Origin of the sequence: Microbacterium sp. ET2, assembly GCF_030347395.1 — a bacterium.
Lineage (GTDB): Bacteria > Actinomycetota > Actinomycetes > Actinomycetales > Microbacteriaceae > Microbacterium > Microbacterium albipurpureum.
Window position 1 is genome coordinate 747,676 of the sequence record NZ_CP128170.1, and the last position, 20,819, is coordinate 768,494.

18 protein-coding genes and 1 pseudogene are annotated in these 20,819 nt (G+C 69.1%); 7 read left to right on the forward strand and 12 right to left on the reverse strand.

The features are described from left to right. Window positions 1–45: 45 nt before the first annotated feature. The 3 genes and pseudogenes from QSU92_RS03690 to QSU92_RS03700 form a co-directional block, all read right to left on the reverse strand. A pseudogene (locus tag QSU92_RS03690) lies at window positions 46–1,877 on the reverse strand (helicase HerA-like domain-containing protein). Between the two features lie 4 nt (window positions 1,878–1,881). Next, entirely contained in the window at window positions 1,882–2,559 is a 678-nt protein-coding gene (locus QSU92_RS03695) for a phosphatase PAP2 family protein (protein WP_289264844.1), read from the reverse strand. Between the two features lie 56 nt (window positions 2,560–2,615). Then, a complete protein-coding gene (locus QSU92_RS03700) occupies window positions 2,616–3,899 on the reverse strand; it encodes a multidrug effflux MFS transporter (protein WP_289264845.1) in 1,284 nt (427 codons plus the stop codon). A 293-nt stretch (window positions 3,900–4,192) separates the two neighbouring features. Between QSU92_RS03700 and QSU92_RS03705 the strand changes: the two genes are divergently transcribed. From QSU92_RS03705 to QSU92_RS03715, 3 genes are read left to right on the forward strand one after another with little or no spacing between them, the layout of a single operon-like run. Continuing rightward, window positions 4,193–4,915: a DUF3105 domain-containing protein gene (locus QSU92_RS03705; protein ID WP_289264846.1), complete on the forward strand. Its 723-nt coding sequence runs from the start codon at window positions 4,193–4,195 to the stop codon at window positions 4,913–4,915. A 10-nt stretch (window positions 4,916–4,925) separates the two neighbouring features. Continuing rightward, complete coding sequence (locus tag QSU92_RS03710) at window positions 4,926–5,606, forward strand: DUF305 domain-containing protein (protein WP_289264847.1); 681 nt, start codon at window positions 4,926–4,928, stop codon at window positions 5,604–5,606. A gap of 35 nt (window positions 5,607–5,641) precedes the next feature. Beyond that, window positions 5,642–6,112 carry a hypothetical protein gene (locus tag QSU92_RS03715; protein WP_289264848.1) on the forward strand — a complete coding sequence of 157 codons (471 nt, stop codon included), beginning with the start codon at window positions 5,642–5,644 and terminating at the stop codon, window positions 6,110–6,112. Here the strand turns inward: QSU92_RS03715 and QSU92_RS03720 are convergent. From QSU92_RS03720 to QSU92_RS03735, 4 genes are all read right to left on the reverse strand, one after another. Beyond that, the gene (locus QSU92_RS03720) at window positions 6,061–8,538 is read right to left on the reverse strand and encodes an HAD-IC family P-type ATPase (RefSeq protein WP_289265811.1); all 2,478 of its coding nucleotides are present in this window, start codon (window positions 8,536–8,538) and stop codon (window positions 6,061–6,063) included. The two genes, QSU92_RS03715 and QSU92_RS03720, sit on opposite strands and share 52 nt — an antisense overlap. Before the next feature lie 149 nt (window positions 8,539–8,687). After that, window positions 8,688–9,674: a carbohydrate ABC transporter permease gene (locus QSU92_RS03725; protein ID WP_289264849.1), complete on the reverse strand. Its 987-nt coding sequence runs from the start codon at window positions 9,672–9,674 to the stop codon at window positions 8,688–8,690. Beyond that, window positions 9,671–10,639, reverse strand: coding sequence for a carbohydrate ABC transporter permease (locus QSU92_RS03730; RefSeq protein WP_289264850.1), 969 nt, complete (start codon window positions 10,637–10,639; stop codon window positions 9,671–9,673). Before QSU92_RS03730 ends, QSU92_RS03725 begins: the two co-directional genes overlap by 4 nt. 117 nt (window positions 10,640–10,756) lie before the next feature. Then, window positions 10,757–12,106: an ABC transporter substrate-binding protein gene (locus QSU92_RS03735; protein ID WP_289264851.1), complete on the reverse strand. Its 1,350-nt coding sequence runs from the start codon at window positions 12,104–12,106 to the stop codon at window positions 10,757–10,759. Window positions 12,107–12,347: 241 nt separating this feature from the next. Between QSU92_RS03735 and QSU92_RS03740 the strand changes: the two genes are divergently transcribed. After that, window positions 12,348–13,403: a LacI family DNA-binding transcriptional regulator gene (locus QSU92_RS03740; RefSeq protein ID WP_289264852.1), complete on the forward strand. Its 1,056-nt coding sequence runs from the start codon at window positions 12,348–12,350 to the stop codon at window positions 13,401–13,403. Between the two features lie 219 nt (window positions 13,404–13,622). Here QSU92_RS03740 and rplL read toward each other — a convergent pair whose 3' ends face one another. Together rplL and rplJ are read right to left on the reverse strand one after the other, a co-directional pair. Further along, window positions 13,623–14,012, reverse strand: a complete 390-nt coding sequence (gene rplL, locus QSU92_RS03745; RefSeq protein WP_124293939.1) for a 50S ribosomal protein L7/L12 — start codon at window positions 14,010–14,012, stop codon at window positions 13,623–13,625. 41 nt (window positions 14,013–14,053) lie between these two features. After that, on the reverse strand, window positions 14,054–14,569 hold the full coding sequence (rplJ, locus tag QSU92_RS03750; protein ID WP_124293940.1) for a 50S ribosomal protein L10: 516 nt from the start codon (window positions 14,567–14,569) through the stop codon (window positions 14,054–14,056). Window positions 14,570–15,056: 487 nt separating this feature from the next. On the opposite strand from rplJ, the gene QSU92_RS03755 reads away from it, so the two are divergent. After that, on the forward strand, window positions 15,057–15,713 hold the full coding sequence (locus tag QSU92_RS03755) for a YqaJ viral recombinase family protein (RefSeq protein WP_289264853.1): 657 nt from the start codon (window positions 15,057–15,059) through the stop codon (window positions 15,711–15,713). A gap of 10 nt (window positions 15,714–15,723) precedes the next feature. On the opposite strand, the gene QSU92_RS03760 is transcribed toward QSU92_RS03755, so the two are convergent. Further along, complete coding sequence (locus QSU92_RS03760; protein ID WP_289264854.1) at window positions 15,724–16,227, reverse strand: 2'-5' RNA ligase family protein; 504 nt, start codon at window positions 16,225–16,227, stop codon at window positions 15,724–15,726. Window positions 16,228–16,337: 110 nt separating this feature from the next. Here QSU92_RS03760 and QSU92_RS03765 point away from each other — a divergent pair, with 110 nt between their 5' ends. Both QSU92_RS03765 and QSU92_RS03770 read left to right on the forward strand, forming a co-directional pair. Continuing rightward, the gene (locus tag QSU92_RS03765) at window positions 16,338–17,999 is read left to right on the forward strand and encodes an MDR family MFS transporter (protein ID WP_289264855.1); all 1,662 of its coding nucleotides are present in this window, start codon (window positions 16,338–16,340) and stop codon (window positions 17,997–17,999) included. 23 nt (window positions 18,000–18,022) lie between these two features. After that, window positions 18,023–18,481 carry a MarR family winged helix-turn-helix transcriptional regulator gene (locus tag QSU92_RS03770; RefSeq protein WP_289264856.1) on the forward strand — a complete coding sequence of 153 codons (459 nt, stop codon included), beginning with the start codon at window positions 18,023–18,025 and terminating at the stop codon, window positions 18,479–18,481. A gap of 75 nt (window positions 18,482–18,556) precedes the next feature. Here the strand turns inward: QSU92_RS03770 and QSU92_RS03775 are convergent, their stop codons facing one another. Together QSU92_RS03775 and QSU92_RS03780 are read right to left on the reverse strand one after the other, a co-directional pair. Further along, window positions 18,557–19,558: a sugar phosphate isomerase/epimerase family protein gene (locus QSU92_RS03775; RefSeq protein WP_289264857.1), complete on the reverse strand. Its 1,002-nt coding sequence runs from the start codon at window positions 19,556–19,558 to the stop codon at window positions 18,557–18,559. Between the two features lie 54 nt (window positions 19,559–19,612). After that, complete coding sequence (locus QSU92_RS03780) at window positions 19,613–20,755, reverse strand: Gfo/Idh/MocA family protein (protein ID WP_289265812.1); 1,143 nt, start codon at window positions 20,753–20,755, stop codon at window positions 19,613–19,615. Window positions 20,756–20,819 lie beyond the last annotated feature (64 nt).

Consider the following 20,819-nt stretch of genomic DNA (forward strand, 5'->3'; position numbering starts at 1 on the left):
GCACAGGCTACCCTCGCCTCGGCGGCGAGGAGCGGGGGTTCCCACTCAGCGGCGCGCGGTGCCGAAGACGCCGCGTATCACCTCGCGGAGGATGCTCTGCGTCGCCTTCGAACCCAGCACCCGGTCGATCGGCGAGGGGTCGGCTCGCCGGGTGGTGCGGGTGGAGCGACTGCCCGCGCTCTGTCGGAGAAGACGCTCGTACTCTTTCTGCGCCTTCCTCTCGGCATCCGCCTGCGCCCTGTCCAGGGCTGCGCGCTGCTTCGCCAGCTCGGCGTCGATCTCAGCCTGCTCCGCCGCGGCATCGGCGGCGGCAGCCGCGGCAGCGGCGGCGTTCATCCGCGCGGTGAGGATCTCCCGCGCCGACTCCCGATCGATGGCCTCGGCGTAGGCGCCGAGGAGGGGGGACCCAGTGACGCCGGCACGGATCGCCTCGGGGGCCGACGGGCTCATGAGACCCTGGGGCGCCCGCATCCTCGTCCAGGCCACCGGCGTCGGAGCCCCCTTCTCGCTCATCACGGTCACCACCGCCTCGCCGGTGCCCAATTCCTGCAGGACGCGCTCGAGGTCGTATCCGGATGTCGGGTACGTGCGGACGGTCGCGCGCAGGGCCGCGGCATCCTCGGGGGTGTAGGCCCGCAGTGCATGCTGCACCCGGGAGCCGAGCTGGGCGAGCACGTCGGACGGGACGTCCTTCGGCGTCTGTGTGACGAAGAACACCCCGACGCCCTTGGAGCGGATGAGTCGCACGGTCTGCACGATGGCGGCGACGAAATCCTTCGAGGCGTCGCGGAACAGAAGGTGAGCCTCGTCGAAGAAGAAGACCAGCTTCGGCCTGTCGAGGTCGCCGACTTCGGGGAGGGTCTCGAACAGCTCCGCCAGGAGGTACATGAGGAACGTCGAGAAGAGCTCGGGCTTGTCGGCGACACCCGGGATCTCGAGCAGATTGATCATGCCCCGGCCGTCGGGAGCGGTGCGGAGGATGTCGGCGACGTCGAACTCCGGCTCGCCGAAGAAGACGTCGGCGCCCCCGTCGGCGAAGGTGATGAGCCCCGCAGGATCACCCCCGCCGTCGCCGCGGAGAGGCCGCCGAGCTGCTTCAGCTCCGCCTTGCCCTCGGCGCTGGTGAGATACGTCAGCACCGCCCTGAGGTCGGAGAGGTCCACGAGGGCCAGGCCGTTGGCGTCGGCGTAGTGGAACACCAGCCCGAGACTGGACTCCTGCGTCTGATTCAGTCCCAGCACCTTGCTCAGCAGCAGCGGCCCGAACGCCGACACCGTCGCGCGGATCGGCACGCCGGTGCCGATGCCCCCGAGACAGAAGTACTCGGTCGCGGATGCCGCGGGCTGCCAGTCCTGGCCGATGGCGCGTGTGCGCGCGAGCAGCTTCTCGCTCGGCTCACCGGGCGTGGCGACCCCCGACAGGTCTCCCTTGACGTCCGCGGCGAAGACGGGGACGCCGCCGGCGGCGATCTGCTCGGCCAGCAGCTGCAGCGTCCGGGTCTTGCCGGTGCCGGTCGCGCCCGCGATGAGCCCGTGACGGTTCAGCATCCCGAACGGGATGCGCACCTGGGCCGTCGGTACGGCCTCGCCGTTCACCAGGGCGCCGAGGTCCAGGCCCGGTTCGTCGAAGGTGTAGCCGCGGACGATGGCGGTGACATCCTCCTCGCTGAGCGGACCGTCCCCCACCCGCTCCGATACCGGCCCGGGGGCGTCCGGCGGCGCCTGCGAACCGCGGGCGGCCGCCTCTTCGGCGGCGGCGAGCGCTGCGCGCGCCCGGGCGGCCTTCAGCTCCGCTTCGGCGGCCTCGGCGTCGGCGCGCAGTCGCGTGAGCTCGGCCGCGGCCACCGCATCGGGATCGGACGACTCCCCCTGGGTCATGGGTTCACAGTAGCGAGGCGGGCGCGACCGCGGCATCCGCCCGCCGTTTCCTCTCCCTGGCCAACGGCACCGCGAAGGCCGCGGCGAGCAGCAGCGTGACGCCCGCCCCGAGGAGCGCGCCGCCGAGGGTGTCGCTGAGCCAGTGCGCGTGGAGGTAGGTGCGGCTGAAGGCCATGAGAAGCACCCATGCGGCGCCGGCGATGCCCACCCACAGGCGCGGGAAGAGCACCACCGCGATGGTGGCCACCGTCGCCGCGTTCCCGGCGTGCCCGGAGGGATAGGACCCGTAATCGCTCATCACCAGGATGTCCTCCGGGCGGGCGCGACCGAACGTCTGCTTGAGCACCTGGACGCCCGCGGCCGAGGCCGCGAGGGAGAGGACGAGGAACAGCGCCCCCCAGGGGCGGCGGAGCAGGATCATCAGCAACGCTCCGCCGAGGGGGACGACGGCGATCGAGAACCACCCCGCGCCGACGACGTTCATGAACTGCGAGAACCCGGTGACCACCGGCGACGACCAGCCCGCCAGGAGGATGTTCCAGTCGGCGTCGATGTCGAACGGCTCATTGCCGCGGACGAAGATCCATGCACCGAGACCGACGGCGAGGGCGACGAGGATCAGTCCGGTCACTAGCGGGACCGCCCACGCTCGTCGATCCGGCGTCGGTGGTGCGGTGTCCATCGGCCCATTGTGCCCCGCCGCTCCGGCGCGGGGTGGGGAGCGCGGGGGGCTTGCGCTCAGGGCGTCAGCTGTGCCACCGATCGCGGGCGGACGATCACCCAGAGAGCGAGGACGGCGACCACGCCGCACCCGACCATCACGATGGCCATCGAGGTGCCGGTGATGCCGGTGTCCTGCGAGATCCACCCGACCACCGGTGAGATGAGTCCGGCCACGCCGAAGTTGACCGCGCCGAGGATCGATGCCGCCGTACCCGCCGCCTTGCCGTGCCGATCGAGCGCCAGCACCTGGATGCAGGGGAAGGTGAACCCGCACGCCGTCATGAAGAAGAACAGCGGCACGACGGTGCCCCACAGGCCCAGGCCGAGCTGGTCGAGGACGATGATCGTGCTGGAGGCGAGCACGAGCGTCGCAGTGGATCCCGCCAGGACCCACTGCGGACCGAACCGCGCCGCGAGTCGGGACGCGGTCTGCACTCCGATCACGAGGCCGAGGGAGTTGACGGCGAACAGGAGGCCGTACTGCTGCGCGTCGAAGCCGTAGCCCTCCTGGAACAGGAACGAGGAGGCGGAGAGGTACGAGAACAGCCCGCTGAACGTCATGCCGCCGATGACGAGGACGCCCAGGAACACCCGGTCGCTGAGAACGCTTTTGTACCGCTGCAGCACCGTTGCGCCGCCTTTGCCGCCTCGGCGGGCCGGGGGAAGCGTCTCGGGGACCAGGAGGACGGCGCATATCAGCAGGAGGGCCCCGTAGACGGCGAGCACGATGAACAGACCGCGCCACGGCATGACGGCGAGCAGGCCGGCGCCGACGAGCGGCGCGACCACCGGCGCGACACCGGTGACGAGGGCGAGGCGGCTGAGCATGACCACGAGCCGCTTGCCGCCGAACAGATCGCGGACGATCGCCATCGCGACCACGCCGCCGGCTGCGGCGCCGATCCCCATGAAGACGCGCGAGACGCTGAGGAGCATCAGCGTCGGCGCGAGCGCGGCGGCGATGCTCGCGATCACGTGAAGAGCCGTGACGGCGATGAGCGGCACGCGGCGCCCCACCTTGTCGCTGAGCGGCCCGACGATCAGCTGCCCCACGCCGAAACCGATCATCGTCCCGGTCAGGGTCAGCTGGATCGCGGCGGCGGTGGTCTGGAAGTCGTCCTCGAGAACGGGGAAGGCCGGCAGGTAGAGGTCGATCGTGAACGGGCCGAGGGCGGTGAGGGCCCCGAGCAGGATGATGTAGATCAGGCGCTTGCGGGCGGGGATGGCATCGCCCGGATGCAGCATGACCGGCGCCGTCGCGGGGTTGGGCCCGAGGGTGCGGATGGCTCCGGTGGTCATGCGCGCCGGGGAGGCAGCGGCGGGCGGGACAGTCGGCTGGGAGGCGGTATCGAGCACAGTCACTCTCGGTTTCGTGGCAGGGTGTCGCGCGGCCGGAAGGACGGCAGCTGGCGGGGTTCGTCGCCGCGTCGCGAGGAGACGCGCGTCGAATCGATTCGAAGACCACCCGAGTCTAGCGGATGCGGGGCCGTTTACGAGCCTGTTCCCAGGGGTCGCGCCCATGCACCCGCATAAGATGGGCACGTCCCTCCTGCCTCGACGCGCTCGCCGCGCCAGACCCGAGAGCCCACGCTATGACCCCGCCCTCGTCCTCCCGTCCCTCCGGAAAGCGCGCCAGCGGAAATCCGGCCACCCAGGCTGAGATCAATCTGACCGTCAAGCAGCAGCGCGAGCAGAAGAAGCAGGAGAAGCTCGCGGAGTATCAGCGCCAGCTCGCCAAGCGCCGCCGCAGCAAGCTGGTCTGGTGGGCTGTGGGATCGACGGCGGCCGTCGCCGTCATCGCCGCGATCGTGGCATCCATCGTCTTCGCCCCCGCCCCTCCCCCGACCTACGGCGCCCTCGACAGCACGGGCGCCGAGATCGAGGGCGTCGAGACCTTCGAGAACGCCACCGACCACGTCGACGGCGTCGTGGATTACGAGCAGACTCCCCCGGCCGGTGGCCCGCACAACGCCGTCTGGCTCAACTGCGGCGTGTACACCGAGCCCCAGGCGAACGAGAACGCCGTGCATTCGATGGAGCACGGCGCCGTATGGGTGACCTACGACCCCGCACAGGTGAGCGCCGAGGACATCGACACCCTCGAGAGCTACCTCCCGTCCAGCTACGCCATCCTCTCGCCGTACGAGGGCATGGACACCCCCATCGCCGTCAGCGCCTGGAACGCACAGCTCAAGGTCGACTCGGCCTCCGACGAGCGGATCACCGAGTTCTTCGAAGAGTACTGGCGCAGCCAGAACGCCCCTGAGCCGAACGCGGCGTGCAGCGGCGCCATCGACGGCCCGGGCCGTCAGTGATCGGGAGCCGATGACCGACGCCACCGCCCCGCGCCGTGGGTTCCCGCGCTGGGCGCTGATCGCGCTTGTGGCACTCGGCATCGCGGCGCTCGCCTTCGCGATCGGCCGGTTCTCGATGTTCGGTGCCGCAAGCGCCGTCGCCGCTCCGGGGACGACATCGGCCGAGGCGGGCTTCGCCCGCGACATGCAGGTGCACCACGCTCAGGCCATCGAGATGGCGATGGAGATCTACCGCAAGACCGAGGACGATGAGGTTCGCACGCTCGCCTACGACATCGCCACCGGTCAGTCGGGCCAGCGCGGCGAGATGTACGGCTGGCTCGTCAGCTGGGGCCTGCCGCAGTCGGGCGGTCCGCTGATGGGCTGGATGGCGGGGACCGATCACGCGCACGGCGGGCATGGGGGCGCGGACGATGAGGCCCTGACGACGGCCGAGCTGGAGGCCGAGATGGGCATGGCGACCGCCGCCGAATTGGACGCGCTCCGGTCGGCGACGGGCACTCGGGCAGACTGCGACTTCCTCGGCCTCATGATCCGCCATCACCAGGGCGCCATCCCGATGTCCGAGGCGGTGATCGAGCTCGGTTCCGAGCCGCGGGTGCTCGCGGTGGCGCAGTCGATCATCGAGACCCAGGAGGCGGAGATCGACCGGATGACGAGTATGCAGCAGCGCCTCGGCTGCACCGGCTGATGGCTCGCGAAGGGGTGCGCCACTAGGGTGAACCCGTGAGCGCGCCCCGGAGTGACGCGGTCCGCCGCGACGCGGCGACCGGTGAGACGCGACCTCGACGCGGGGTCGTGTTGACCGTCGTGGTGGTGCTGGTCTACATCATCGCGTTCGCCGGTGTCGCCCTGGGCATCCTCGTCCTCCTCAGCCGGTACGACGTCGCCGACGACGAGGTGCTGCCGGTGTCGCTGCTGGGTGCGAGCATCATCCTGTTCGGCCTCCTGGTGGTGGCCCTCGCCTCTGCGCTGGCCCGCGGCAGTCGCTTGGCGCGTTCGCTCCTGACCGGTTACGTCGCCCTCCTGGTCGCGCTGCAGGTGGTCACCATCGTCTCCAGCGACACATGGGACATCCCCGCGACCGTGCAGCTCCTGGTGCAGGTGATCGCTGTCATCCTCGTGTGGGTGCCGCCTGCCTCGCGCTACTTCACCGCACGCGCCGCGCGGCCGGCCGCGATCGAATCCGTCGGCTGATCGGTCGGCCCCGAGCGAGCGCGCGCGAGGTCTCGCGCGACGACGCGCCGGTGGAAGAACCGGACGATCTCGATCGCTCCGATCGTGACGATGATGACGCCGGTGATGAGCCAGGCGGCATCCCGCCCGGGGTCGACCAGCTGGAAGAACGCCGTCGCCACCGGCAGGGTGAAGATGGCCAGGAGCGCGACGAACATGGCTCCGATGACGAGCACCTTCACTCGCGTGACGGGCCGGGACAGGACGGTCAGCACCCAGATGCCCACCACGGCGAGGATGATCGTCGAGCCCGTCCGAAGCTCCGGCTCGCCGACACCGAGGGAGGTGGCGGCGAGGGTGTAGAGCGTCAACGAGATCGCGATGATCAGTCCCGCGGGGATCGCGAAGCTCAGCGAGCGCCGGAGGAACCCGGGGATGTAGCGCTGGGTGTTCGGCAGCAGCGCCAGGAAGAACGCCGGGATGCCGATGGTGAGTCCGTCGGTGATGGAGAGCTGCCGCGGCAGGAACGGGAACTCCAGCACCAAGAGACCGAACAGCAGCGCGAGCCCGGTCGCGTACGCGGTCTTGGTGAGGAACAGCATCGAGACCCGCTCGATGTTGGCGATGACCTGACGACCCTCCGCGACGACGTCGGGGAGATGCGAGAACTTGCCGTCCAAGAGCACCAGACGAGCGACCGCCTTCGTCGCCGCCGATCCCGAGTTCATCGCGATGCCGATGTCGGCGGTCTTGATCGCCAGGGCGTCGTTCACCCCGTCACCGGTCATCGCCACGGTGTGTCCGCGGCTTTGCAGGGCGACGACCATCCGCTTCTTCTGCTCGGGGGTGACGCGCCCGAAGACGGTGTGCTCCTCCAGCACCGCCGCCAGCGCCTCGTCGTCCGCGGGGAGGCGCCGGGCGTCGTATCCCTCCGGGGCCTCCACCCCGAGGTCCCGGGCGATGGCGGCGACGGTCCGCGGGTTGTCGCCGGAGATGATGCGCACGCCCACGCCCTGACGCGCGAAGTAGGCCAGCGTCTGCGCCGCATCGGGACGAACCGTCTCACGGAAGGTCAGCACGGCAACGGGCTCCAGCTGTGCGGGCAGACGCTCCGCAGCGACATCCTCCTCGGTAAGCCTCGCGGCGGCGCGGGCCAGGACGAGGGTCCGCCGGCCCGTGGCGGCGAGCGAGACGACCCGCGCGCCCAGGGGTGACCCGGTGTCGGTGGCGATGTCGCCGAAGATCATCTCGGGGGCGCCCAGGATCCACGTCCCCGCCGGGCCGTGAGCGAACGACACCGCGCTCCACTTGCGCGCGGAGGAGAACGGGATCGCTTCCGCGGGCACGCTCGGATCGGCGACCGGGAACGGTTCCCGCAGGCAGCGCGCCGTCGCGTTGGCATCCGGCGCGGCACCGTACCAGGCAAGAACCGCCGCGACCTCGGGCGAATCGGCCGCCGTGCCCTCGAGGGGGTGGAGGGCGTCGAAGGCGATGTCGCCGACGGTCAGCGTGCCGGTCTTATCCAGGCAGATGATGTCGACGCGGGCCAGGCCCTCGACGGCGGGGAGCTCGTTGACGAGCACCTGACGACCGGCAAGACGTGCCGCGCCGACGGCGAACGCGATCGAGGTCATCAACACCAGGCCGAGCGGGATCATCGCCGTGAGGGCGGCGATCGTGTTGACGATCGCCTGCACCCAGCCGCCTGACTCCCAGGCCGCGGCCCACCCGCCGGCGACCATCATCTGGGCGTTCAGCACGAGGAGCCCGAGCGGTCCGATGAGCCAGCTCATCCACCGCAGCACGCGGTTGATGGACGTGCGCAGCTCCGAGGCGACGAGGGAGAACCGCTTCGCCTCGCCGGCGAACCGGTTCGCGTACGAGTCGGCTCCGACGCGCGTGACCTGCGCCTCGCCCTCGCCGGCGACCACCACGGAGCCGGAGAGCACCTCGGCGCCGTCGCGCTTGTCCACCGGGTCGGCTTCGCCGGTGAGCATCGATTCGTCCAGCTGCAGCCCCCGCGCGCGGCGCACGACCCCGTCGGCGGGAACCTGATCGCCCGCGCGGAGGACGAGGATGTCGTCGAGGACCACCTCCCCCGGAGCGATCTCGCCCTCTTCGCCGTCGCGGCGGATGCGCGCCCGGGGCGCGTTCAGCAGCGCGAGCTTGTCCAATGCCGCCTTGGCGCGGAACTCCTGCACGCATCCGATGATGGAGTTCGCGAACGCGGCGAACCCGAACAGCGCGTCCTGCCACCTGCCGAGCACGAACAGGACGAAGAAGCAGCCGAAGACGATTCCGTTGAACAGGGTGAAGACGTTCGCCCGCACGATGTTCCACACGCTGCGGCTCGTGTCGGCGGTGAACGCGTTCGTCCGGCCGGCGGCCACGCGCTCCGCGACATCGGCCGCGCGCAGCCCCGCGTCCGGATCGATCTCGATCTGCATCGCCGTGCTGGCGCCGTCACCGGCGGGGGCGTGGATCTCAGGCGTGGCCATGCTCAGACAGTAGCGGTCGCGCTGCCGCGGGGAGACCCGGACTGGTTGACGCGGCGCACATCGTCGGACGCCGCGCCAACACCATCCGGAACCCGGTCCTACCCCTTCGTCGATCCCGCCAAGAGACCTCTGACGAAGAATCTCTGGAGCGAGAAGAACACGATGAGTGGTACGACCAGCGAGACGAAGGCACCAGCCGTCAGACGCTGCCAGTCCTGTCCCCGCGACCCGACCAGTTCGGCCAGTCGCTGTGTCAGCGGCGCGACGTCCTGCGTACCGCCGGAGAAGATGAGGGCGACCAGCAGGTCGTTCCACACCCACAGGAACTGGAAGATCGCGAAGGACGCGATGGCCGGGATCGCCAGGGGCAGCACGATCCGGAAGAAGATCTGGCTGTGCGAGGCGCCGTCCACACGCGCGGCCTCGATGACGTCGCCGGGGATCTCGTGGATGAAGTTGTGCAGCAGGAAGATCGCCAGGGGCAGGGCGAAGATCGTGTGCGCGATCCACACCGGCAGATAGTTCTGCTCCGGGATGATCGGGATGAGGTTGTGCAACCCCGCCTGCAGCGGCCGCAGCCACGAGGAGAAGAACTGCAGAAGCGGCACGAGGGCCATCTGCAGCGGCACGATCTGCAGCGCGAACACCAGGATGAACAGCACATTCGCCCCGCGGAACTTGATCCACGCGAAGGCGTAAGCGGCCATGCAGGCGAACACCAGCGGGAAGATCGTCGCCGGGATGGCGATCGCCAGCGAGTTGACGAAGTAGGCGCCCAGCTGCGGCGCCGACTGCGACGGTGAGAAGAGGACATCTCGGTAGTTGTCCAGCGTGAAGCCGGGGTTCTGGAAGATCGTCCACCAGCCCGTGGTCTGGATCAGCTCCGCGGGTCGGAACGAGGAGATCAACAGGCCGAAGGTCGGAATGGTCCAGACGATCGCGATCGCGATCGCCGCGATCGTCGCCCACGGAGAGGTCAGGCGGCGCTTGATCCGCCCGGACTTGGTGTCGCGGGCGGCCTCGGCGAAGCTCGAATCGTCTTTTCCTTCACCGGTGGGAAGATCGACGGGGGCGACGCTGCTCATCGGATCTCCCTCTGCTTGCGAAGCACGTTGACGTTGTAGATGACGATCGGCAGGACGAGCAGGAACAGGATGACGGCGAGCGCGGACCCGCGCCCGACCTCGCTCGCGCGGAACGCCTGGGTGTACATCTCGTTGGCGACGACCGACGTGTTGAAGTTACCGGCGGTCATCGTCCGGACGATGTCGAACACCTTCAGCGTCGCGATGGAGATGGTCGTGAGCACCACGACCAGCGAGCTGCGGATGCCGGGAACGGTGACGTTGGTGAACCTCTGCCAGGAATTGGTGCCGTCCAACTGCGCCGCTTCGATCTGCTCGGCGGGAATGCCCTTGATCGCGGCGCTCAGGACGACCATCGCGAAACCGGTCTGGATCCAGATCATGACCACGATGAGGAGGAACGTGTTGAGCGGATCTGTCTGCAGCCACTGCACCGGTTCGCCGCCCAGGGCGGTGACGATCGCGTTGAGCAGACCGATCTGCTCGCGTTCGCCGGCACGGTACTCGTAGACGAAGCGCCAGATGATGCCCGCACCGACGAACGAGATCGCCATCGGCATGAACACCAGCGCCTTGTAGTAACGCTCACCGCGGGACTTGTCGATGAAGATCGCGTACGCCAGCCCGAGGGCGGTGGCGAGGGTGGGGACCAGGAGCACCCAGACGACGGTGTTGATGAGCGTCCGGATGGCGGCGGGCTGGGTGAACATCCAGATGAAGTTGTCCCAGCTGAAATTTCCGCTGTTGTCGAGGAAGGCCAGTCCCGTGGTGCGGATCGCCGGCCAGATCAGGCCGATGGCCAGAAGGATGATGGCGGGGGCGAGGAAGCCGACGAGCTGCCAGTAATCTCGGCCCTTCTTCGGAGCCCGGTCGATGAAGAAGACCAACAGGCCCACGATGGCGGCGAACACGGCCAGCCCCATCACGACCTGGAGGATCTTCCCCAGAAGATCGGCGGTGGTCATCGATCACGATCCCTTCTTCGTCGTTGAAGTGCGAAGGACGCGGTGCCGCGTCATCCGGTGTTCGGAGTGGTCGGGGGCGGGGCCATCCGCGCCCCACCCCCGACCTGGATCAACCGATCAGCTGGCGGGCCAGCTGGACTCGATCGCGTCGACCGTGTCCTGGGTGCTCTGCCCGGTGACCCAGGCCACCACGCCGCGCCAGAACGAGTCGGCGCCGACCGCGCCGGGCATGAGGTCCGAACCGTCGAAGCGGAAGGTGGTCTCGGGATCCTGCAGGATCTCGATCGACTGCACCAGCAGCTCGCTCGATGCGTTCTCGGGGTCCACACCCGTGTTGGCGCTGATCACACCGCCGAGGCTGACGCGGTTGTTCGCCCAGGTGTCGCTGGAGAGGAACGCGCGCACCGTCTCGACCTCTTCGGCGTCACGGAAGGCGACGGGGAACTCCCCACCACCGGTCACCGACAGGGGCTCGCCGGCTGTGGCCGGCGGGGTGAGGAAGCCGAAGACGTCGCCGTTGGAGGCAACGGTCACCTCGTCGCCGCCCTCAGCGTTCCAGAAGGTCTCGTAGAACGACGCCTGGTGGTGCAGCGAGCACTCGCCGTCGAGGATGGGCAGACCAGCGGTCTGGAAGGCCTCGGTGACGAGGGTCGACACGTCGCCGATGCCGCCGTTGACGAAGTCCTCGTTCTTCAGGTAGGCACCCACCGCGTCGAAGGCCTCGACGATCCGGGGGTCGTTGAACGGGATCTCGTGGGTCACCCACTGGTCGTAGACCTCGGGGCCGTGCAGGCGCAGCACCCAGTCCTCGATCCAGTCGGTGGCCGGCCAACCGGTGGCGTCACCGGACTCGAGACCCACGCACCAGGGCTTCTGGCCCGTTGCCGCGATCTCCTCGGTCAGCGCCGTCATCTCGTCGAGGGTCTGGGGGATCTCCCACCCGTTCTCCTCGAACTGCGTCGGCGAGTACCAGACGTATCCCTTGATGCTGGCCATCAGGGGGGCTGCGTAGAACGTGCCGTCGTAGGTGCCGTACTGCTTCCAGTCCTCGGACCACCACTCGTCGACGTTGGCCTCGACCTCGGCCGATGCCGGGATCAGCCAGCCGCCCTCGGCCAGACGCGCGAGCAGACCGGGCTGCGGCACGATGCCGATGTCGGGAGCGTTGCCGCCCTCGGCGAGGACGGCGATCTGCGCCTCGAACTCACTCGAGCCCTGGTATTCGATGTTGATGCCCGTGCACTGGGCGAAGTCGCTCCACGACTCCACCAGACGGTCCGCCTCGAGGTCGAGGATGGTGCCGCCGATGGTGACCTCGGCATCGTCGAAGGTGCCGTACTCCTCGTACTCCGTGCAGTCGACGTCTTCGTTCGCCGCGATGTCGCCGGTACATGCCGACAGCGCGAGGGCGGAAACACCGAGGGCCGCGACGGCTGTGACGACGCGACCCGCTTTTCCGAATCTCATTTTGCCTCCTCATCGAGCAGTTCCCACCGTCCTGCGACCCGCAGGCGTCGGGTAGGGAACCGATTCCAGGATCACCGTACGGGATAGCGCCTTGGCTTCACAACGCGAATTGATCACGACTCGATAACCGATGCGGACACTGGTGGCGCGCCGAGGATGCAACGTTGCATGATGACGTGGAAACGGTTCCAGATTCCGGTGGTGCGACACCGCCGTGAGAGCCCGAAGGAGGGTTCGTACGATGAGGGGGATCGCCGACGTCGCACGCCTCGCCGGGGTCTCGAAGTCCACGGCCAGTCGCGCCCTGACCGGGGCCGGGTACGTGTCCGCCGACACCCGCGAGCGCGTGCAGCGGGCCGCGGCCGAGCTCGGATACGTCGCCTCGACGAACGCGGTCAGTCTCGTCACCGGACGCACCCGCAACGTCGGAGTCGTGATGCCGTGCGTGAACCGCTGGTTCTTCGCCGAGGTGCTCGAAGGCATCCAGGACAGCCTCCTCGACGAGGGCCTGAACCTCACCCTCTACGACGCGCAGCCGGGCACCCCGGGCCGCCGGCGGATCTTCGAGGACTTCCTGTCCCGCAAGCAGTTCGACGGGCTGATCGCCGTCGGACTCGAACCGGAGGATGCCGAGCTCGCGCGACTGCGACGCATCGGCAAGCCCGTCGTCAGCATCGTCGGCGGAGCGGACGGACTCAGTGTCATCGCCCTCGACGACGACTACGCCGCACGGCGGGCCACCGACCACCTCATCGCCCTCGGTCACCGTCGCATCCTGTTCCTCGGCGGGGGCGCCCCCGACGGGCCGAAAGTCGCCGGCTCCGACGTCGAACGCGCCCGTCGCGAAGGCTACCGGGGAGCGATGGAGGATGCCGGCATGGGCGACCTCGCACAGCACGTCATGTCGCGCCTCAGCCTCCCGTCCGGCTACGCCGCCGCGGTCGACGTGCTCGGCTCGAGGGATCGTCCGACCGCGATCGTGGGGGTCTGCGACGAGGTCGCCATCGGCGCCATCATCGCGGCGCGCCGGCTGGGCATCCAAGTGCCGAACGATCTCAGCGTCGTCGGTATCGACGACCACGAGTACGCCGAGATGTTCGCCCTCACCACTCTTCGGCAGGCACCGCGCGAACAGGGCGCGACGGCCGTGAGGACACTGCTGGATCACCTCGCCGACCCCGAGCAGCCGCCCACCGTCATCCGGGCCCGGGCGCGACTGGTCGTGCGCAACTCGACGGGACCGGTCAACCCCCGGCAGTCGGCGGCGGTGGCGGATGCGTCGCTGGGGAGGACGTAGTGCCTCGCGACCCGTCACAGCCGCCGGCGCCGCAGCGCCGCCGGTGCCGACAGGTCGAGATCGGGGGGAAGGCCGAAAGACCCGGGACACGATGGGGTGTCCCGGGTCTTTCATGGCGGCGGTGTGCGCCACGGGGAGGTTTCGACAGGCCGCCTTCGGCGGCTCCTCGACCTGAGCCGACGCCGGGTCACCGCGCGCTGCGCATCGACCCGGCACGGCTCACTTCAGGGTGACGGTGGCGCCGGCCTCTTCCAGAGCGGCCTTGGCCTTGTCCGCGGTCTCCTTGTTGGCGCCTTCGAGGACGGGCTTGGGGGCACCGTCGACGACAGCCTTCGCCTCACCGAGGCCGAGCGAGGTGAGCTCGCGGACGACCTTGATGACCTGGATCTTCTTGTCGCCGACCGACTCGAGGATGACGTCGAAGGAGTCCTTGACCTCTTCCTCTTCGGCGGGGGCACCACCGGCGGGGGCGCCGGAGGCGGCGACCGCGACGGGGGCGGCGGCGGTGACGTCGAAGGTCTCCTCGAAGGCCTTGACGAACTCGGACAGCTCGATGAGCGTGAGCTCCTTGAACGCGTCGAGCAGCTCCTCAGTGCTGAGCTTTGCCATGATGTATCTCCTTGTTGGGTGGTTTGTCTGCCGGGCCCGTGTCAGGCCGCGGACTCCTGCTTCTCACGCAGCGCGTCGACCGTGCGAACGGCCTTCGACGGCAGCGCGTTGAAGACGTAGGCCGCCTTGGTCAGCGAGGCCTTCATCGCACCGGCGAGCTTCGCCAGCAGGACTTCACGGCTCTCGAGATCGGCGAGCTTGTTGACCTCCTCCGCGGTGAGGGGGTTTCCGTCGAAGAATCCGCCCTTGACCACCAGGAGGGGGTGTGCCTTGGCAAAGGCACGCAGACCCTTCGCGACGGCGACCGGGTCGCCGTGCACGAACGCGATGGCCGACGGACCCTTCAGTCCCTCGTCCAGTCCCGTGACCCCCGCGTTGCCCGCGGCGATCTTGGTCAGCGTGTTCTTCACCACGGCGTATTCCGCATCCTGACGGATGGTGTTGCGAAGCTCCTTGAGCTCGGCAACCGTCAGGCCGCGGTACTCGGTGAGCAAGACGGCGGTCGAGTCCTCGAATTGCTTCGTGAGCTCGGCGACCGATGCTTCCTTCTGCGCCATGGCCACTCCTTGTATCTGTGAGACGCACCACGGTGGCGGTGCGTCGGCCTGCGACATCCGGTCGTCACGGCAAAGCAAAACGCTCCGGCGCAAGCGCACGGAGCGTCATCCTGAAAGGGTTTCGATCGTGTCACCTGCGCGGGCCCCTGCGATGCAGTGCTTCGGTCTCGGTGCTCGCGCACCTCGATGACCAGCGGTCTTCGGCTCCGCATACTCTACGCCGCCGGCCCACCCTTCTCCAAATCCCCACATCTCCTCTCCTCCATCCGCCCGCCCGCCCGCCGCGCACACACCATCACCGCGGTTCGTTCGTCGCAGATGTACGCCGACGGGTGGTGGAGCCGTACATCTGCGACGGACGAACAGCATGGGGTGAGGCAGGTGGCGGGCGCGGGAGCGCGACGCGCGGGAGCGCGAACGCGCGGGAAGGCGACGCGCCGAGCACGACGTGCGGTGCGCGTCGCCGGGCCGGGTTACCCTCGAACGCGTGACACCCGAACTCGCCGCCCGCATCGTCGCGGATTCCCGCGATCGGGTCGCGTGGGTGCGGGCGCGCTCCCGCGGGATCACGGCGACGGATGTCGCGGCGCTCACCTCCGAGCGCGTGATCCCCCGAGCCGCCGACGCCAAGCTCATGGGCTCGAACTTCTCCGGCAACGCCTACACCGCTCACGGACGCATCCGCGAGCCCGAGATCGCCGCGTGGGTGGCCGCCACCCACGGGATCCGGCCATCGAGCGCGCTCTTCCACGCCGAGGTCGAGAAGCGCCACCTCGCCACCCCCGACGGCATCGCCGTCGACCCGACCGGCCGCGTGGTCCTCGCCGAGATCAAGACGACGAAGAAGGCATGGCGGAGCATCCCCCGCACGTACCTCCGGCAGGTGTGGTGGCAGCAGCACGTCCTCGGCGCCGAACGCACGCTCGTGGTCTGGGAGGAGCACGACGGCTTCGTCCCGGTGGGCGATGAACCCCGGTGCGCGTGGGTCGATCGCGACGAGATCGAGATCGGTCGGCTCGTGCGCCTGGCGACATCCCTCATCGACGAGCTGTACCGACGCACGCAGCTGTCCCGAGCAGAGCGGATGACGCGGCCCGCCGCCCCTCCTGCCCAGCCTTACCGCGCGCTCGCCCTCGCCGACTGATCGCCGGCGGTCAGCGCAGCGTCGTGACCGTCCGGCTGGTCGCATCCCAGATGCGCAGTCCCGTGATCTGGCCGACGTGCGGGGAGAGGTCGATCGCCTCGACGGCGGCGCCGAGGTCGGCCAGTCTCACCCGGCGGGCCATCGTCAGATGCGGAGTCCAGTCATCGGGCGCAGTGTGCGCGTAGCGCTCATCGGCCGGGCCGACCGCGGCGGCGACCCGGCGGTGGAACTGCGCCAGCGGTGTCGTGACGACCACCTGCCAGGCGATGACCGCCTGACCTGAGCGCGGGAACAGCAGCACCCCGCCCATGCGAAGGGTCAGGGGGAGAAGATCCGCAAGGTCTGCCAGCCCGTCGAGCGCAGGAGACTCCCGCACCGCCACGGTGATGTGGGGTCGGTTGCTCTCGCCGGTGTGGCGACCTGCGCTCGGGAGCCCGGCGTCGATCAGGCGCTTCCAGGCCGCCCGGGCGAGCGCGTCGGTGGCGGGATCGGGCAGTACCTCGACGCTGATCACTCCCCCATCCTCCCGCGCGGCGAGGTCGCACGCCTTGCGGCGATGTCGTTGACACAAATCAACGGTTCACCTATAGTTGACTCAGCTCAACGTTCAGGAGGACGCACCACATGGCCACGACCGCAGACGCACCACCCGCTCACCGGCCCGGCGTGGTCAGAGCCCTGGTGGGCCTCCTCCTCGGCATGTTCGTGTCGATGCTCGCCTCCACGGTGGTCTCGACCTCGCTGCCGGTGATCGTCCACGACCTCGACGGCGACCAGGCCGCCTACACGTGGGTGGTGACCGCGACGCTGCTGACCACCGCCATCTCCACTCCCATCTGGGGCAAGCTCGCCGATCTGTTCAACCGCAAGCTCCTCATCCAGATCGCCATCGTGGTCTTCGTGCTCGCCACGGCGGCCGCCGGCTTCTCGCAGAACCCCGAGACTCTCATCGCCTTCCGCGCCCTGCAGGGTGTGGGCGCGGGTGGGCTCGCCGCCCTCAGCCAGGTCATCATGGCCGACATCATCAGCCCTCGCGAGCGCGGCCGCTACATGGGCCTGTTCGGCGCGGTCATGGCGGTCGCCACCATCGGCGGACCGCTCCTCGGCGGCGTCATCACCGACGCCTTCGGCTGGCGGTGGAACTTCTTCGTCGCGATCCCCGTCGCCGTCGCCGCACTGATCATCCAGCAGCGCACGCTCCACCTTCCCGAGCGCCCGCGCCGCGCGGTGCGGATCGACTACGTCGGCATCGTGCTGCTCAGCGCCGCAGTCTCGCTGCTGCTGGTGTGGGTGACCAATGCGGGAACCTCCTTCGACTGGTGGAGCCTGCCGACCGCCCTGATGGTGGGGGGCTCGGCCCTGACCACCCTGCTCTTCATCGTCGTGGAGCTGCGCACCCCCGAGCCGCTCATCCCGCTCCGCCTGTTCCGCAGCGCCACCTTCTCGCTCGCGGTGGTCGCCTCCATCGCGACGGGCATCTCGATGTTCGGCACCACGGTCTTCCTCAGCCAGTACATGCAGATGGCCCGGGGTGCCACCCCGACTGAGGCGGGCATCATGACGATTCCGATGATCGCGGGACTGCTCCTCGCCTCCGTCGTCATCGGCGCGCTCATCTCGCGCTACGGCCACTGGAAGCCGTACCTGGTCGTCGGCGGCGTCCTTTTGACCGCCGGCACCGCGCTCCTGTCGACGATCCACTACGACACGCCGTTCGTCCTGGTGTCGCTGTACATGTTTCTCCTCGGCGCCGGTGTCGGCATGACCATGCAGAACCTCGTGCTGGTCGTGCAGAACACCGCCGATCCGCGGGAGATGGGCGTGGCCAGCTCCGGCGTGACCTTCTTCCGCAGCCTCGGGGGCACGATCGGGGTCTCGGTCATGGGTGCGGCCCTCGCCAGTCAGGCCACGAGGCTCACCGGCGAACGCCAGGGCGACATCGCCGCTGCGCTGTCGAGCCTGGGTGCTCAGGGCGCGACCCTCGCACAGGAGCTGCAGTCGGGGACGATTCCGCAGGTCGCCGTCCTCCCGGAGGCCCTTCGGGTGATCTTCGAGGATGTCTACGCCCAGGCGATCGCCCATTCGTTCCTCATCGCCGTTCCCGTGGCGATCGTCAGTCTCATCGCGATCGTGTTCCTTCCGAACACCCCGCTGAACCGGATGACGACGACCGAGCGCATCCACGCCGGCGAAGCGGACCTGGCCACCGTGTCGACCAGCACGGGGATGAACGCCCTCCCCGCGACCGCTGATGCGCCGGCCCCGCGGGCCGCGCGCAAGCGGTGAGCACGACGTTAGGCTCGAAGGCGATGAGCACCGCGTCCGACCACGATGCCCGCACCGAGGCGGTGCGGGCACTCGAGGTGGAGTTCGGCGGCCTGATCCACCAGGTGCGCCGGATCGTCAGTGAGAACGCCGAGAGGGTGAGCCCGGGGATGCTCCCCGGGGCCTACAAGGTCTTCACGACGATCGTCCGGCGTGAGCGCGTCACACAGTCGGAGCTGTCCGAGACGCTCGTGGCCGACAAGGGCCAGATCAGTCGCACGGTGCGCGAGCTCGAGGAGCTGGGGCTCATCGGGCGGGAAGCCGACCCCACCGACCGCCGCTCGAGCATCCTGTTCCCCACGCCGTTCGGTCTGGAGCGGCTCGCGGAGGCCCGCGCCCCGCAGGAGAGCACGCTGCTGCACGCGCTGGAGGAATGGCCGATCGACGACATCCGCACCCTCACCCGCCTGCTGCACGCCCTCACCGTGCGCGAACGACCCTGAGCGGCATCCGCTCTCGAGATCGCCGGGTGCTGCCGGGGCCCGCGCGCTCCCCCGCCGCGCGGGCCCCGGAGCCGGTCACTTCGAGCTGAACGCAGCGTCGAAGAGCTGGTGAGGTGGGGTGATCTCGGAGAGCTTGCGGACGAACTGCAGGGCTTCGGGGGCGCCGATGAGGCGGTCCATGCCGGCGTCCTCCCACTCCACGCTCGTGGGTCCGTCGTAGCCGATCGCGTTCAGCGCACGGAACAGCGGCTCCCACGGCACGGCACCGTGACCGGTCGAGACGAACGTCCACCCCCGGCGCGGGTTGTCCCACGACAGGTGAGAGCCCAGCACCCCGTTGCGGCCGTCGAGGTTCGTGATCGATTCCTTGACGTGCACGTGGAAGATGTGATCGGCGAAGTCCAGCACGAACGCGACACTGTCCAACTGCTGCCACACGAAGTGCGACGGGTCGAAGTTGAACCCGAAGCTCTTCCGGTGGCCGATCGCCTCGAGCGTCCGCTTGGCCGTCCAGTAGTCATAAGCGATCTCCGACGGATGCACCTCCAACGCGAACCGCACACCCTCTTCCTCGAACACGTCGAGGATCGGATTCCAGCGGGCCGCGAAATCGACATAGCCGGCATCGATCATCGCGTCCGAGGCCGGCGGGAACATCGCCACGTACTTCCAGATCGACGAACCGCTGAACCCGTTCACCGTCGTCACACCCAGCTTCGCCGCCATCCGCGCAGTGTCCTTCAGATCCTCCGCCGCACGCTGCCGGACCCCCTCGGGATCGCCGTCGCCCCAGACCCGGTCGGACAGGATGTCACGATGCCGCTGATCGATCGGGTCATCGCACACCGCCTGACCGGTCAGATGATTCGAGATCGCCCACACCCCCAGACCGTTGCGCTCCAGGATCTCCTTCCGAGACGCCACGTACTCCGCGTCATCCCACCGCGACACATCCAGATGATCACCCCAGCAGGCGATCTCCAGCCCGTCGTACCCCCACTCACCCGCCAGCCGCGCCACCTCCTCGAACGGAAGATCCGCCCACTGACCCGTGAACAACGTGATCGGTCGTGCCATACTGTCTTCCTCTCTGCGAGAGCCGGGCGACGCGCGTCGCCCGGCTCGATTGCTTCAGCGGGTCGTCTGCCAGGCCCCGTCGGCCTCGGACGAACGCTCGACGGCGTCGATGACCCGCTGGATGTGAAGTCCGTCCGCGAAAGACGGCGTGGGATCGATACCCTGCGCGATCGCCGTGACGAGGTCGACCACCTGGTGACTGAAGCCGTGCTCGTAGCCGAGCATGTGGCCGGTGGGCCACCACCGATCGGTGTACGGGTGCGAGGGCTCGGTGACGAGGATGCGCCGGAACCCCTGCTCGGAATCGGGGAGGGTGGCGTCGTAGAACTCGAGTTCGTTCATCCGCTCGAGGTCGAACGCAAGCGCTCCGCGAGAACCCGAGACCTCGATGCGGAGCGCGTTCTTCCGGCCCGTGCGGAAACGGGTGGCCTCGAACGACGCCAGAGCACCGCCGGAGAGCCGTCCGGTGAACAGCGCCAAGTCGTCCACGGTGACGGGGCCGCGCTCGGAACCGGCGGTCCCCGACAGTCCGACCCCCTCGGCCATGACCGGACGCTCGGCGACGAGTGTCTCGAGGATGCCCGAGACACGGTCCACGGTCTGCCCCGTGATGTACTCTGTGAGGTCGACCGCGTGGGCCCCGATGTCGCCGAGCGACCCGGATCCGGCGATGTCCTTGTTCAGGCGCCAGGTGAGGGGGGCGTTCTCGTCGGCGAGCCAGTCCTGCAGGTACTCCGCGCGCACCTGCCGGATGTCGCCGAGGCGACCGTCGGCCACGAGCTGGCGCGCGAAGGTCGTGGCCGGTACGCGGCGATAGGTGAACCCGACCATCGACCGAACGCCGGACCGTGCCGCCTCCTCCGCGGCGGCCGTCATGGCCTCGGCCTCCACGACGGTGTTCGCGAGCGGCTTCTCGCAGAGGACGTGCTTTCCGGCGCGGAGGGCCGCGATCGCGATCTCGGCATGGGTGTCGCCGGGGGTGACGATGTCGATGAGGTCGATGTCGTCACGCCGGATGACCTCGCGCCAGTCGGTCGCCGCTTCGTGCCATCCCCAGGTGTCCGCCGCCTCGGCGGTGCGCCCGGCATCGCGGCCGACGACGACCTGCATCACCGGATCGAGGGGGAGATCGAAGAACCGGGGAGCCACCCGCCAGCCCTGTGAGTGCGCGGCTCCCATGAAGCCGTGCCCGATCATGGCTACGCGAAGCGGTGCTGCCACGCCATTCTCCTTCCGTAGGGCGGGGCGCCCGAGCGATCTC

Excerpts from the sequence above, each read along its gene's own strand:
- QSU92_RS03695 (WP_289264844.1), bottom strand. The coding sequence starts at position 2,559 with ATGGACACCGCACCACCGACGCCGGATCGACGAGCGTGGGCGGTCCCG.
- QSU92_RS03700 (WP_289264845.1), bottom strand. The coding sequence starts at position 3,899 with ATGACCACCGGAGCCATCCGCACCCTCGGGCCCAACCCCGCGACGGCG.
- QSU92_RS03705 (WP_289264846.1), top strand. The coding sequence starts at position 4,193 with ATGACCCCGCCCTCGTCCTCCCGTCCCTCCGGAAAGCGCGCCAGCGGA.
- QSU92_RS03710 (WP_289264847.1), top strand. The coding sequence starts at position 4,926 with ATGACCGACGCCACCGCCCCGCGCCGTGGGTTCCCGCGCTGGGCGCTG.
- QSU92_RS03720 (WP_289265811.1), bottom strand. The coding sequence starts at position 8,538 with ATGCAGATCGAGATCGATCCGGACGCGGGGCTGCGCGCGGCCGATGTC.
- QSU92_RS03725 (WP_289264849.1), bottom strand. The coding sequence starts at position 9,674 with ATGAGCAGCGTCGCCCCCGTCGATCTTCCCACCGGTGAAGGAAAAGAC.
- QSU92_RS03730 (WP_289264850.1), bottom strand. The coding sequence starts at position 10,639 with ATGACCACCGCCGATCTTCTGGGGAAGATCCTCCAGGTCGTGATGGGG.
- QSU92_RS03735 (WP_289264851.1), bottom strand. The coding sequence starts at position 12,106 with ATGAGATTCGGAAAAGCGGGTCGCGTCGTCACAGCCGTCGCGGCCCTC.
- QSU92_RS03740 (WP_289264852.1), top strand. The coding sequence starts at position 12,348 with ATGAGGGGGATCGCCGACGTCGCACGCCTCGCCGGGGTCTCGAAGTCC.
- rplL (WP_124293939.1), bottom strand. The coding sequence starts at position 14,012 with ATGGCAAAGCTCAGCACTGAGGAGCTGCTCGACGCGTTCAAGGAGCTC.
- rplJ (WP_124293940.1), bottom strand. The coding sequence starts at position 14,569 with ATGGCGCAGAAGGAAGCATCGGTCGCCGAGCTCACGAAGCAATTCGAG.
- QSU92_RS03765 (WP_289264855.1), top strand. The coding sequence starts at position 16,338 with ATGGCCACGACCGCAGACGCACCACCCGCTCACCGGCCCGGCGTGGTC.
- QSU92_RS03770 (WP_289264856.1), top strand. The coding sequence starts at position 18,023 with ATGAGCACCGCGTCCGACCACGATGCCCGCACCGAGGCGGTGCGGGCA.
- QSU92_RS03775 (WP_289264857.1), bottom strand. The coding sequence starts at position 19,558 with ATGGCACGACCGATCACGTTGTTCACGGGTCAGTGGGCGGATCTTCCG.
- QSU92_RS03780 (WP_289265812.1), bottom strand. The coding sequence starts at position 20,755 with ATGATCGGGCACGGCTTCATGGGAGCCGCGCACTCACAGGGCTGGCGG.